The 13,172-nt window shown below is 59.4% G+C and carries 12 protein-coding genes; 6 read left to right on the top strand and 6 right to left on the bottom strand.

All coding sequences use genetic code 11. The annotated features are described in order from the left end of the window. The 6 genes from WAW39_RS00130 to WAW39_RS00155 form a co-directional block, all read left to right on the top strand. Positions 1 to 681, top strand: a 681-nt coding sequence (locus WAW39_RS00130; protein ID WP_422314511.1) for a sulfatase/phosphatase domain-containing protein, incomplete at its 5' end; no start/stop codon positions are given. 48 nt (positions 682 to 729) lie between these two features. Continuing rightward, positions 730 to 1,482 (top strand): M14 family metallopeptidase, encoded by a 753-nt coding sequence (locus WAW39_RS00135; protein ID WP_422314513.1) that lies wholly within the window; start codon positions 730 to 732, stop codon positions 1,480 to 1,482. 3 nt (positions 1,483 to 1,485) lie between these two features. Next, positions 1,486 to 2,466: an alpha/beta fold hydrolase gene (locus WAW39_RS00140; protein ID WP_422314515.1), complete on the top strand. Its 981-nt coding sequence runs from the start codon at positions 1,486 to 1,488 to the stop codon at positions 2,464 to 2,466. A gap of 6 nt (positions 2,467 to 2,472) precedes the next feature. Next, entirely contained in the window at positions 2,473 to 3,327 is an 855-nt protein-coding gene (locus WAW39_RS00145; RefSeq protein WP_422314517.1) for a hypothetical protein, read from the top strand. A gap of 45 nt (positions 3,328 to 3,372) precedes the next feature. Further along, a complete protein-coding gene (locus tag WAW39_RS00150) occupies positions 3,373 to 5,709 on the top strand; it encodes a hypothetical protein (protein ID WP_422314519.1) in 2,337 nt (778 codons plus the stop codon). A gap of 57 nt (positions 5,710 to 5,766) precedes the next feature. Then, positions 5,767 to 7,275, top strand: coding sequence for a sulfatase-like hydrolase/transferase (locus WAW39_RS00155; protein ID WP_422314521.1), 1,509 nt, complete (start codon positions 5,767 to 5,769; stop codon positions 7,273 to 7,275). Between the two features lie 205 nt (positions 7,276 to 7,480). Here WAW39_RS00155 and WAW39_RS00160 read toward each other — a convergent pair whose 3' ends face one another. From WAW39_RS00160 to WAW39_RS00185, 6 genes are all read right to left on the bottom strand, one after another. Next, entirely contained in the window at positions 7,481 to 9,481 is a 2,001-nt protein-coding gene (locus WAW39_RS00160) for an FG-GAP repeat domain-containing protein (protein WP_422314523.1), read from the bottom strand. Positions 9,482 to 9,490: 9 nt separating this feature from the next. Continuing rightward, entirely contained in the window at positions 9,491 to 9,934 is a 444-nt protein-coding gene (locus WAW39_RS00165; protein WP_422314525.1) for a nuclear transport factor 2 family protein, read from the bottom strand. Continuing rightward, positions 9,931 to 10,704, bottom strand: a complete 774-nt coding sequence (locus WAW39_RS00170) for a hypothetical protein (protein ID WP_422314527.1) — start codon at positions 10,702 to 10,704, stop codon at positions 9,931 to 9,933. The genes WAW39_RS00165 and WAW39_RS00170 overlap by 4 nt, the downstream gene beginning before the upstream one ends. Then, positions 10,701 to 11,468: a DUF2334 domain-containing protein gene (locus WAW39_RS00175; protein ID WP_422314529.1), complete on the bottom strand. Its 768-nt coding sequence runs from the start codon at positions 11,466 to 11,468 to the stop codon at positions 10,701 to 10,703. The genes WAW39_RS00170 and WAW39_RS00175 overlap by 4 nt, the downstream gene beginning before the upstream one ends. Positions 11,469 to 11,732: 264 nt before the next feature. Next, entirely contained in the window at positions 11,733 to 12,296 is a 564-nt protein-coding gene (locus WAW39_RS00180) for a beta-lactamase hydrolase domain-containing protein (RefSeq protein WP_422314531.1), read from the bottom strand. 85 nt (positions 12,297 to 12,381) lie between these two features. Continuing rightward, entirely contained in the window at positions 12,382 to 13,155 is a 774-nt protein-coding gene (locus WAW39_RS00185) for an alpha/beta hydrolase family protein (RefSeq protein ID WP_422314533.1), read from the bottom strand. Positions 13,156 to 13,172: the final 17 nt, after the last annotated feature.

Genomic DNA, 13,172 nt, shown 5'->3' on the forward strand with positions numbered 1-13,172 from the left:
AAGCAGTTCTGCTACGAGGAGGGGCTGCACACACCGCTCATCCTCAGCTGGCCTTCCGGCATCACTGCTCCCACTGGCTACGAGGCAGGAAAAGTCAGCGACCGCCTCCTCATGTCCATCGACCTCACCGCCACCACCCTCACATGGGCTGGTATTCCCAAGCCTCAAGGTATGCAGGGCCAGGTTTTCATGGGCGCAAACGCAGAGCCGCCCCGCGAGTACGTCTTCGGCGCCCGTGACCGCTGCGACATGACGGTCTTCCGTTTCCGCTCCGTGCGCGATGCACGCTATCGCTACATTCGGAACTTCACGCCCGATCGTCCCTTCTTGCAACACAACGCCTACAAGGAAAAGCAGTATCCCGTGTGGAATCTGATCAAAGAGCTGGCCGCCCAGGACAAGCTGACACCGGCGCAGGCCGTGCTGGCCGCCCCGACCATGCCGGAGGAAGAGCTCTACGATTTGCAGGCGGACCCCTTCGAGATCCACAATCTCGCGAAATCAAACCAGCCCGAGCACCGCGCCGCACGTGAGCGTTTGAGTTCGGTGCTCAATGCATGGATCGAGCAGACGCACGATCAGGGGAGGATTCCCGAGCCTGAAGAAGTGGCTAGGAACGAAGGCCGTACGAAAGAGATGCCACCTGGGAAGCAAGGAAAGGGGAAGAAGAAAAAGGGATGAATGACGAATTCAGAATGACGAATGAGCAGGATCAGCCATTCTCAGGCAGTGAAGTTGCTCCCTAACCATCGTGCGCATGACGCACAGCATCTCATCCAGCGCTGGCGCGTGCTCGCACGTACCGCTGGCTGCCGGGTCAAGACCTTGTGCAAGGTGGGTGATATGCCCGTGATCGTGCTCGAATCTGCTTCAGCACAGGCAGGAGAGCCTGCAGTCTATCTTTCCACTGGCGTCCATGGCGATGAAGCGGGTTCAGCCTGGGGCCTCCTCACCTGGGCTGAGAAGCACGTGAACGAACTGAAACGCGGATCCTTCTTGATCGCCCCCTGTCTCAATCCGGTGGGACTCACGCTCAACACTCGCGCGGATCATCGTGGTTTCGACATCAATCGTCGCTTTCACGATGCTGCAGATGAGATCTGCGGCCCATGGCAGCAATGGATCACTGGGCGTGCGATGCGTTTTGGGCTCTGCCTGCATGAGGACTACGACGCACAGGGAATCTACCTCTATGAACTCAACCACGCACGACAAACGGTGGGTCATGAAATCATCGAGCGCTGCGCTCGTGTGATTGCACCCGATTCGCGAAAGAACATCGATGGTCAGCGGGCCAACCGGGGTGTGATCCGGCGTCGCACGCTGCCGACGCACCTGCCCGGAATGCCAGAAGCCATTGAACTGCACGTGCGCGGCTGCCCGGTCACGCTGACGTTTGAATCCCCTTCGGAGTTTGATTTCGATACGCGCGTGCGGGTGCAGGTGAAATTCGTGGAGTCAGCACTGGCCGTTCTTGATTAAACCATGAACACCACTCTCCTCCAGTGCCTGCTTGTACTGATGGTTATTACCGTCTTGTCAGGATGTGCCTCGGTGAAAAAAATAGCCGCAGGCCGCGGTGTGCTCTGCGCTGAGGACTGGGTGAGCTACGATGGCAAAACCATGCCGTGGAAATCGTGGCCGGTGCCTGCCGGCGTGACACCACGCGGAGTGGTGATCGCCATTCACGGCTTGAGCGGCGCAAAGTCAGATTTCTGGTATCTGGGCGAACAACTGCCACTGCATGGTTATGCGGTCTATGCATACGATTTGCGCGGTCAGGGAAATGATCCCGTGGTGGCCGAGCGTGGCGACATTTCAAACGCCAGCGCCTGGCAGCGTGATCTGGCCACGTTTCACGCGCTGGTGAAGCGCAGGCATCCCAAGACCCCGGTCTTTTGGTATGGAGAGAGCCTGGGCAGCCTCATCGCCCTGCACACAGCGGCGGATCTGCTCGGAAATTGGTCTGATCCCGATGGGATTATCCTCGCATCACCGGTGGCCGGGCTGCGCACGGCTTTGAGCGGTTTCAAACGCTTCCTGCTCGACACGGCAGCCAGGCTCACTCCACGCTCACGATACACGCTCGGCGAGCTGGCAGGCGTGGATGAATCGAAGATCAAAGTCACTTCACACTCCACGCATGGCGGTCAGATGGCGGTCACGCCCCACCATGTCAGCGCCTTCTCGCTGCGCCTCCTCTCAACCATTGGCGGTATGCTCGATGCAAACACTGAATCAGCCCATCGTTTGAAAATGCCGGTGCTCTTCGTCGCCTCCCCGAATGATGTGCTGTCATCAGCAGACCAAATCCAGGCCCTGTTTGCCCAGATCCGCAGCCGGGACAAAAAACTGCTCTGGTACACGCGTTCCTACCATCTGCTGCTCCATGATGTGCAGCATGAGGAGGTGGTGAAAGATGTGACACACTGGTTGAACCGCCAGGTGAACGCCATCCATCGCTGAACTGCCATGACACTCGAACACGCCATCCAGGAGGCCTTGAGCCGCAGCGAACTCCCGCTGAAAGCAGCGGAGATCGTCAAGCTCGTGAAGCCAGCGGTCGGGCGGGCAGCCACGCTCAAAGCCGTGGCCGCAGTCCTGGAAGCATTGTCGTCATCAGGCGCATTAAACAGCATTGCCGCAGGCACTCGCAGCAAGCCACAGCCTCTCTTTACGCCCCACAGCCTTGAAACTGCCGCCGCAGCGCTCTTGAAACACTGGCTGCATGCGGCCAGCAAAGAGCAGCAGGCCGTGAAGTTGAAAGCCAAACTCCCGGCCGGGCTGCTGCCCTTTTTTGAGGTGGCCTTGGACAGCCTCGTCTCCGCAGGCGCTGCCTTTGTGCTCCCCGGGGCCAAACCGCTGGTATATGCGCACAAACCGCAGCCTTCGGAACTGTTGGATGCCCCGCTGCGCCGGTCCTTGCAAAAAGTTCTCCAAGCGGTGAACACCGTCCGCACGCCACCTGTCGGCCTGGATGATCTGATCGCGTGGCTGGATGCGGCGCCGTCCGTCCCACCCGTCGCAACCATCAGCGCTCCAGAAGAGGCCGATCTGCGCGATTGGTATGATCTTGACCGCATCCGCTCTTCCTCAGTCATGATCCCAATACCCCAGACTTTTGCCCGCTATCAGGCCTGGGCGGCCGAGCGGGGAGGGGTGGCTGATAGTCAAGTTTTACGAAATTTGATTGAGACGCTTTACATCAATGGGCACCTCCTGCTAGAACCTTGCGAAAGGCCTCAAGACCTCCCGGATCATGAACGTGCCCTGCTCGTTCCAATGTCCCTCGGCCCGCCCGGTTACTCCTGGTGCTGGATTTCCTGATCCAGTTCCACTCTTCTCCCGAATCCTGAACACACTCCCCCGACCATGCCGTCCTATGCTGACCTGAATCCCTTCATGTCCACCAGTGTGGGTGAAAACGATCTGTGGAATGCAGCCTCCTTTCTGGACGTGCCTTACATCCACTCCGTGCCGTTTGGCGCATTGCGCATCGCGGTGGATCAGGTGCGGGCTCAGCACCGCAGCCAGGTCCGTTTTGTGCGCGGTGCTGGCGGCTCGGGCAAATCACATCTCTTTGCGCGCCTTCGGCGTGAATGTGCAGACAGTATTTTTTATGCCTATGCGCCCAATCCGCCGCTGCAGCCGGAGGCATTGGAAAATTTCATCCTCACTCGCTTCGTCGGCAGTCTGCGTCATCCGGCACGCAACAAGGAGGGCAAAGAGGCGCCTTATAGCCAGCTGCGTCTGCTCGCGTATGCGCTTCTCAAACCAGTGGTGGAGCAGGATTTCACGTTTCCTCAGCTGCACGAGGCCTGGGCAGGGATCAGTCTCGAGACCCGCAAGGAGATGATCCATCAGGCGGTGCAGCTTCTGGAGGCCGATCATCCGATGGTTCCCCGCAGCGTGCTGCGCTGCCTGCTCAATGTGCTGCGCGATGACAAGGAGCATCTCGCCGCGCAGTGGCTTTCCGGTGCTGCCTACCTCACAGAAAACGAGCTCAAATACCTCGGTGTTCCAGAGCCGCTGGCGCGTTCGGAGATGGCTGTCGTCATCCAGCTTTTTGGCAAACTGGCCGCGCAGGCGGGCTCACCCGTGGTCTTGGTCCTCGATCAGCTCGACCTCGTCGTTACACAGCCCCAGCTCGATGAGATGCAGCGCCTGCTCTTTGCCCTGATCGATCAAAGTGAAAACTGGGTCGTGCTCATTGGTCTCGTGGTGGAACGTTTCGCCGCCTGGGATGTGGCACTCTCTCAGGCCCTTCGCGGGCGTGTCGGGGTGCCCGACTCGAATGCGCCATTGGGCTTCCGCCTTCCGGTCATCGACATGTTGCCGATCGCCAATGAGCAAAAACGCCTCCTGCTCAACTGCCGGCTCGAAACTCCCGCGCTCATTGAGCAGCGTCAAAAAGACGGCATCACCTCGGCCATTCACCCGCTGCTGGAGGAAGACGTGGCCCGGCTCACCGCCGGTGGCGCTATCTTCCCGCGTCATCTCCTGGCCGCAGCAGCCGAGATCTATGCCATGCGCACCACGCAGTCGGCACTGCCACCCGAAATCGTCGCGGCAGTCGCAGCTCAGCCAGCGCCTCCTCCGGTGCCTTCGCTGCCAGTCGCTGCTCCAGTGGTCCCAGTCGCCGTTGCTGTAGTGGAGGAGACCAAAGAGTCCCCCGCAGTCGCCGCCATACCAGTGCTGGCTGCCCCGCAGCCAGCAGCTCTGCCACCCCCTGCCGCCGTCCAGCCAGTCTCCAAAGCAAGCCTCGCGGAAAAAGTGGACGCACTGCTTCAGCAGGCCGTGGCCGCAGCCAAGGCGGAAACCGTTTCACCCAGCGCCATCGATCTTGGTGAGCGGACGCGCGATCTGATCGAACTCATGGTGGCCCCTCCTGTCACGATCAGCGAAGGCGACATTCGCAAGACCTACGACAACTTCGACGGCTCTGATCGCTGGTTCGAATGGGGCGGCAGCCGGGTACGCATCGTCACCAGCGATTCCATGCGCGGCAGCTTCATCGCCGTGCTTGAGCGGATCAAGGAGGCCGCCGGCGACACATTGCTTCTGCGCAATGACATCGCACCTGTTTCCGGCCAGCTCACCATGGAACTGCTCAACGCCTTCAAGGCGAAAAACACCTTCCATCACATTCCCGCAGCTGAAGCTGCCATCTTGGCCGCGCTCGGAAGCGTGCTCGCCGCCCAGCGCGAAGGCTCCTACGATCAGTTCGCCACCGAACCGCCTGCAACGAAGGAAAACGTGCTCGCCGCCTTGCGGTCACATCCGTTGCTACGTGAGCTCAGGTTCTGGGACATGATTCAAAAGAGGCATGCGCCGAAGCAGGTGCAGCCAGGTCCTCCGCAGTCTTCCGTGCTCTCGTCCATCATTCGTCCGTCGGCCGCGCCCGTGGTCAAACCACCAGCGGTTCCCACCGCAGTGCCACCAGCACAGCCAGTGGCGGCAGCACCAGCGGTACCGGCTGCAGTGTCACCCTCAGCCCCTGTTGCCAAGCCACCGGTCATGCCAGGTGCCAAGCCGCCACCGCCACCCTCCTATACGGGTGCGACCAAGCCTCTCGCCAAGCCGCCTGCGCCACCGATTTCGAAACCCATCGCGAAACCACCGGCCCCGCCCATGATGAAGCCGCCCACCGCAGTGGCTCGCCCGCCCGCAGCCAAGCTGCCGCCCCCTTCGCAGGGCACTGCCGCCTGATCAAATTCGAAAGCTTTGCGGCTACAAAGCCATGGTGCGTGACGTTTATCGCGCACCATGAAAGCCTTTGTCACCCTCCTGCTCGGCACCTTCGCGTTTCAGCTTTTTGCAGCGGAGGCAAAACGCCCCAACATCCTCTTCATCTACGCCGACGATCAGTCCACAAAAACCGTGGGCTGCTACCCCGGCTCCTGGCCTTGGGTGAAGACCCCGAACATTGATGCGCTGGCGAAAAACGGCGTGCGCTTCCATGCCGCCTATCTCGGTTCCTGGTGCATGCCCTCGCGCGCCACCATGCTCACCGGGCGCTTTCCTCACGGCATCGAGTCCATGTCCATGGAGGGCAAATACCCCGGCAGCACCTATGATCCAAAGCAGTGCCCCTTCATCCCCGCAGAAATGCGCAGGCAGGGCTACCACACCGCGCAGATTGGCAAATGGCACACCGGCACCGATACCGGCTGGGGCCGTGACTGGGATCATCAGATCGTCTGGAATCGCCCGCTTCATCCCGAAAACGCCGGCGCCTACTACGAAACTCAAATCATGAGTGTCGATGGCAAGGAGCAGACCATCGAAGGTTACCCTGCCGACAACTACACCCAGTGGTCGCGCGACTACATCCGTGGTAAAAACCGCGATGCAGCAAAGCCATGGTACCTCTGGGTCTGCTACGGCAGCGTCCACGGCCCATCCATCCCGGCCAAACGCCACAAAGGCAGCTACAAAGACGCCGCCGTGCCCGTTCCTGCCGACATCTTCCCACCCCGCGCAGGCAAGCCCGACTACCTCAATAAAAAGCAGGCATGGACGAAAGGCCCCGACGGCCATCCCATGGCAGGGAAGGGAGGCGAAGCCTTTGGCGAGAGCAAGAAAGGCAAGCGCTTCGATGACTGGGTGCGCCAGGTCAACGAATGCGTGCCCGCCATTGATGAAGGCGTCGGTCAGCTCATCGCCGCACTCAAGGAGTCCGGTCAGTACGAAAACACCCTCATCATCTACACCGCCGATCAAGGCTTCTCCATGGGTGAGCACGGCTTCCGCACCAAGCTCGCTCCCTATGACGCGAACTACCGCTCGCCCCTCATCATCAGCATGCCCTCACGCTTTCCCACCGGCAAAGTCTGCAACGCATCCGTCAATGCTCCCGACCTCGCCGCCACCTTCCTATCCATCACCGGCGTGAAAGTGCCTTGGCAGACGCATGGCCGCGACCTCACTCCTCTGCTCGAAAAACCTGAAACCATATGGCCGCACGCCTGCTACTACGAGCACATGGGCAACGAATACGGTGCCAAAGTCAGCCAGACCATCCTCACTGGCGCGGAACAGAAGAATGATCAGGGCGTGCCCTTGTACAGCGCCGTTGTGCAGGATCAGTTCAAGCTCATCCACTACCTCGATGGCAAGTCCGGCGAAGAACTCTACGATCTGAAAAGCGACCCTGAGGAACTCAAAAACCTCATCGGCGAAGCCTCCCACGCAGCCCGCATCACCCAGCTCCGCACCGCCATGAAAGCCGAACTCAAACGCACCGAAGCAGGATTCGCCGACTCCATTAAATAACGCACGACCACCTCCGGAACGTAGGATGGGTGTGGCGACAGCCCGCCCGTCTCTCAGCGCATGGCACGCGCCATACACACCGCAGTCCACCCCGCATGTATTGTAGTACCTGCTTCAACAGGTTCCGGGCGCGTCACCCAGAGCCAGATATTGGAATACATCGCTCCGCCGCGCTCACCCCCGGGTAATTCAATTCACCAGTGTCTCACGGCTTAATCTGCAGTTTTTTTCCCGGCAGCAGAAACATGCGCCCGGCCTCATTGCAGATCAGCAAATTCGGCCCGTCTCTGCCCAGCATCGTTCCCACAGCACCCGTTTCATGCGCACCTCCTGGTTGCACAACGTTGCCGTCCTCATCCTGAAACGTCAGCGGCCTCGCGAATCTCATCTTCGCATTCGTGCCCGTGTTCAGCATCACCAGTGGAGTGCCGAGCGTCTTCTTCAGCTTGGTCGGCAGCGCAGAATCCACCAGTTGGCCGATCAATCCTCCCACCACCGGATTTTGTCCCAGCGCCGCCATCGGGTAGCCCGTGGTGCGATCTGGAATCGAACAAACCCGCCCGGTGCCAATGACGAAATCCAGCTTCCCATCCTGGTTCCAGTCAAAGAAGTCCAGCTTGCAGCGCCCGCTCATGCCGCCTACGCCGCCGCTCGCGCCAATCGGTTGGCCATCATCCAGCCGCAGCTTGCCACCGTCCTCCACATTGTAGTCATCAATGCGCCAGTAGAGATGGAACTGATCGTCACCATCCACAATCGCCAGCACCACACGTCCGCCGATCTGCGCCAGCGCCGGACGGCAGCGCCACATGCCGTGCAGGTCTAGGCCGTCGCAGTAGATCGGATGCGCGGCATCCAGCTTCGCCTCCATCTTGGTCCCGCGATTGAGATAGATGAGGTAATTGCCCGTGATGTCGCCAGTAATGAGATCCGGCAGCTCATCCCCGTTCCAGTCGATCACATTCGGCGAGAGATACCCCCACCGCGCCTCCTGCAATCCCTGCAGGCTGCCGGCATAGCCCGCCTGCACCTGAATCTCACGGCCCCCTGCTTTCACGCGTGTGGCTGGCAGAAACTTCGGCTCGTCATTGCTGCCGCTGTTTTTGAAAAACAGCACGAAGCCCTCTGAATTTCCCGCCAGAATGTCCAGCACCCCATCACCATCCCAATCCACCGTCGTGGGCGTTGGCAGCGTGCCCGCGTAGAGGTCCGCGTTCTCCTGCAGCACGGACACCGCTTCCTTGCAAACAGGCGCGCCTGCCTTCGTGAACTTCCCCGTGAATCCGTAATAGTAGAGCGATCCCTCACCGCACGCGATCAAGCCATCGCCATAAGCACACACGCTCGGGTTGATGCTCGGATGCCGCAGCGCATTGCCATCCTCGCTCGCAATGAGACGCTTCCCTTCAAGATCAAAGCCGCTCGCCGCCTTGTTGTGATAATACACGAGATTTCCCTGCCGCGATCCCGTCACCAGATCGCGCTCATGACCGGCACCGAGCTTCACCCCCGTGATGCCATGCATGGAAAAATAGACCTCGTTCCGCGTCTGGGTGATCTGCTTCGCCTCGCCTCTGGCCGTGACTCCCATGAGGTAGCGGTAGCGCATCTCTCCCACCGCGATGCCGGAGGAGTTGAAGGGCCGCCACTCCTCAGTGTTCGGGCTCCCCTCCGCCCCCTTGCCACCGTTCGACATTTCAAACGCTGCATCGTAACTGCCGTCATCATTCACCAGCACACCAAGGCTGCCCGGTGACTTCACCGCCTTCGGCAGTTTCTCACGCTTCGTTTCACGAAACTCCAGCTTCTCAACGGTGAACTCCGTGGTCACCAGCTCATCCTTGTCGATCCACAGGCCCACGACTTTCCCATCCTTCTGCTGAAACACACTGCCCTTGTCCTTGAAGGCACATTTCACCTCCACCGGCTGCGCAAAAACCGGCGCGCCAGTTTCCGCAGTATCCACCCAGCGAAACAAATGCACCGCCTGCGGGCCGCCGAAACCCGCCACAAACAAGTCGTCTTCCTTGCCGCCAAACACCCGCGCATGGCCAAGCACATGATGATTCAGATTCACCAGTGCCAGCGGTCCGCGTCCATTCGCCGCCGCCGAAGGCAGCGCCTTCGTGCCCGGCGGCAGATGCGGCTCAACAGCAAAGCCACCCGCAACGAAGAGGAAAATGCCGAGAGCGATCTTTGCCTTCATGCGGAAAAATTACTTCGCGGGTGGCGGTATCAGTTTGCACGACTGCCAGGCCAGAAAGCGCCACTGACTGCCTTCCAGCCGCCACACCGCCAGAAACGCCAGCGTAGGCTCCAGAGTGCCCGTTTCCGTCCCGATCTTCAGCTTCGCGCTGCCAGTCATCAGGGCGATGCCCGGTGCCGGGAAAGTGAAGTTGCGCTCCACATAGTCCACCGCCTGATACTTCGTCGTCCCTTTGAGCAGCACCTCAATAAACGAGGCCTTGGTGTCCACCACACCGGAGGAGTGCGCATAGCGCAGTTCATCGGAGAAGATCGCGCTCAGCTTGTCACGGTCGGGCGCTTTCATCGCGGCCACACGCGCATCATCCGCCGCCTTTACAGCAGCCAGCGGCGCTTCTTCGGCAAACGAGATGACGGTGACAAGGCAGATCAATGTGGTAAGCAGTGTTTTCATGGCGCAGGTGTTTTGGAGGTCAGTTGTTTCACAATAAAATTCCAGATGTCGTCATTGCCCTCGGTGGGATGACCGGGATACTTCACATGGCAGGTGGCACCCGTTGCAAGCGCAAGCTTCTGAAAACCCACCGCCCATGCTGGGGAATGCACATCGTAGTTGTTCTGCGTGATGTCATCCGGCTTCATCATCCCCCACTCATTTTCAAAGTACATGGGTGCCGCATTCTTGTGCAGCAGCCAGTCCGGCGACCACTTCTTGATCACTGGCAGCAGCTCATCGCGTCGTTTCAAAGATTCCTCAAAAGAGCAGCCCAGCGCCGGGGCTCCCCACTTCACACCGGGCACCCACTCCTGCATGCGCTTCGGATCAATCGAAGGCTGGCAGCGGTATGCAGCGATGCAGGTGACGAGCTCAGGCGCCGTGCAGCCCACATACAGCGCCGGCAGCGTCCCCTGCGAGCCCCCACCCAGCGCGATACTCGCTGGGTCCAGCTTATACTTGGTGGCGTTTTCCCGCACAAACTTCACCGCGCTCAGCGCATCCTCCAGCACATAGGAGATCGGCTCCTTCACCTTGTCCGCCGTCGCATCCTCCATCGTCCGCACCTCCACGGCGATCACCGCGATACCATGCGGAAAGAAGCGGTTCACATCCACCGCATGCTTGGACGCTTTCCAAATGCCCCCATACCACATCAGCACCGGAAACGGCCCATCCCCATGAACAGAAGTCAGCGCAAACGCGGCAAGCAGTGAAAAAAACCTCATGGCTGTTTGGACTGGGTCTTTTTCAGATACTCCGAGGGTGTCATGAAAACAACGTTCTTCGTTTTGAGGAAGTCGATGATGCCCGTGAATCCCGCCCAGCGTTTGTCATCCCATTGATCAGGATGCCCCTGCAGCACCAGCACCTCACGCTTCGCAGCCTTGGCTTCATAGAACGTTTTGAACTTCTCCAGATCGGGCACAAACGTCGGATTCTCCAGCGCCATCACCCGCGGGATGCTCAGCCGGCTGTAGTACTTCGGCTTCTCCGGGCCATACAGCCAGATCGTCACCTCGGGCACCTTTTCCATCGCTTCATCCGTGGCCTCCGTGGTGCCGCTCCAGTGCGGACCAAAGGCTGGCAGCGAGAAGCCCAGCTTCTCCTTCGCCAGCTTTTCACCCTTCGCCAAAATCGCCCGCTGCTCCTCCGCCGTGCCATGCTCAAACTCTCCCGGTTCGCTGGCCGTCTTCATGTGATACCCATGCATCCAGAACTCAATCAACCCGGCCGCCTGCACATCCTTCAGCCACTGAAAATACACCGCATTGTCCTTCTCCAGCGACTCCGTGATGATGCCAAAGGAGCCTTTGATGTTCTTCTCCTTCAGGTAGTCATGCACCTTCAGCCACCGATCCGACACCGGCTTCGCCCCCACACGCCGCACGATCACATCATCCAGTTTCAGCAGGATGATCTGCGGCTCGGCGGCGCTGAGCGTCGCAGCAAGCAGACTGACTTGCAGGAGGAGGGAGAGAAAGCGTACCATGGGCCGAGAATAGCGGAATCATTAGCCTCGTCATCTCTTTCCGCTGTCACACGTTTCACTGGCGTTCGGATGTCTAGCAGGTGATTTGAATCAAACCCATGGAGATTGCGATGATCACCGAGAGCACCAAGCCTGCCAAGATCCCTAAAGAGACCAGAATGATCCTTACGATCCATCGCCACGCAGTGCCTGCAGATAGAGAGCAGGGCTCAGCAGGTTGGCACTCAGGACCGGGCACCTCGCTGGAAATGTGAGGGGGGTGGATCATGGTTTTCCTCCTGTCAGTGGCTTGTCCCGGTTTGCGATGCGTCGGGCGATTTCTCCGGCGAGGTCCTCCGCATCGAAGCCTGCGGCACGCACTAGGCCAAGAATCTCTTCCGCATTGGGTCCTCCGCCCTGGGAAGCTTTCGCCAGTGCAAACAGCCGCGCTGCTCGGCGGCCCGTCCGGCAGTACAATACCACAGGCTCGTCAACATTCTTCAAGGCCGACTGCAGGGAATCCACCGCTTCATTCGGAATCCCCTCGTGCGGAACGGGAATGTAGTGAAACTCCATGCTCATCGCCTCGGCCGTCCGCCGCATCTGCTCTGACGACGGCTGGTCCGCAGCCTCGCCATCAGGACGCATGTCGATGACGGCTTTGATTTGCCGTTGTCTGAGATAGCGCATGCTGCTGGGCTTTAATTGCGAAGTGAGAAACACCCCCTTCCTGATCTCGGTGAGCTTTGGCTTCAGGCTCTCTTCTTGGCTGTGTTTCAGGTTAAAGTACCCAAGTCCCACGGCCGTGGTGCACACCATGGTCAGACCAAACAGCTTCAGGTTGGACATTGTGGTCGAAGGGTGAATTAACAGTTTCGCCAAATGTCACATTGTCCCTGCCTCTTGCAAGAGGTTCTCCGGGCAGCCCGCAAAACTACTTTGAATTGGCCAGCACAAAATCCACCAGCTCCTGACACTCAAAGAAAGACGGCCCCACCTTGTGCCCTTCACCAGGAATGACCTTCACGCTGATCTGTCCACCGCCCTCTTCATACCGCTCCTTCAGAAGTCCCGTGTTCAGATCATAGGGCACCACCACATCGGAGTCCCCATGCACCACAAACATCGGCACCTTCTTCTCCAGCAAACCCTTCAGATTATCCACCGGATTAAACTCATTCAGCTTGGCCACCAGCTCATTCTCCGGCATGCCAAAATCAGCCAGTGTCTGCGCCTTGGAATTCTTCAGCGGCCAGCTCGCGAGATTGCACACGGGATAGATCCCCACCCATGCGCGCACTTTCTCAGGGTTCCGAAACGCCCACGCCAGCGTCATCATGCCGCCACGGCTCTGTCCCAGCAAAATCGGCTTTGTGGAATAACCACGGTTCACCATCTCCTCATAAAACAGCGTAAACTTCGCCGTGCTCCCTGGAGCTCCACGCACCTCCCCCAAATCGTAGCCCGCAATGCTGATCCCTGCTTTCATGAAGGCCTCGAAATACATCTTCCGGCCAAAGAGCGAGACACCTCCCAAAGTGGGCGCATACCACAGCCACGGCTTGCCCGCCGCGGGCTTGGGCGCCGCATACAGAAAGGCCTTGTGTCCGTCGACTTCGAAAACCTCCGCCGTTTTCGGCAGAACTTCTTGAGCGATGGCGGAGACCGCCAGACCGGCAGTGAGAATGAGGAGGCAGCAGGTGTTCATGAGATGGATGATTGAAT

Source organism: Prosthecobacter sp. (assembly GCF_049294395.1).
Classification (GTDB): Bacteria; Verrucomicrobiota; Verrucomicrobiia; order Verrucomicrobiales; family Verrucomicrobiaceae; genus Prosthecobacter.

Coding starts and splice junctions, on each gene's coding strand:
- WAW39_RS00140 (WP_422314515.1), top strand. CDS start 1,486: ATGAACACCACTCTCCTCCAGTGCCTGCTTGTACTGATGGTTATTACC.
- WAW39_RS00145 (WP_422314517.1), top strand. CDS start 2,473: ATGACACTCGAACACGCCATCCAGGAGGCCTTGAGCCGCAGCGAACTC.
- WAW39_RS00150 (WP_422314519.1), top strand. CDS start 3,373: ATGCCGTCCTATGCTGACCTGAATCCCTTCATGTCCACCAGTGTGGGT.
- WAW39_RS00155 (WP_422314521.1), top strand. CDS start 5,767: ATGAAAGCCTTTGTCACCCTCCTGCTCGGCACCTTCGCGTTTCAGCTT.
- WAW39_RS00160 (WP_422314523.1), bottom strand. CDS start 9,481: ATGAAGGCAAAGATCGCTCTCGGCATTTTCCTCTTCGTTGCGGGTGGC.
- WAW39_RS00165 (WP_422314525.1), bottom strand. CDS start 9,934: ATGAAAACACTGCTTACCACATTGATCTGCCTTGTCACCGTCATCTCG.
- WAW39_RS00170 (WP_422314527.1), bottom strand. CDS start 10,704: ATGAGGTTTTTTTCACTGCTTGCCGCGTTTGCGCTGACTTCTGTTCAT.
- WAW39_RS00175 (WP_422314529.1), bottom strand. CDS start 11,468: ATGGTACGCTTTCTCTCCCTCCTCCTGCAAGTCAGTCTGCTTGCTGCG.
- WAW39_RS00180 (WP_422314531.1), bottom strand. CDS start 12,296: ATGTCCAACCTGAAGCTGTTTGGTCTGACCATGGTGTGCACCACGGCC.
- WAW39_RS00185 (WP_422314533.1), bottom strand. CDS start 13,155: ATGAACACCTGCTGCCTCCTCATTCTCACTGCCGGTCTGGCGGTCTCC.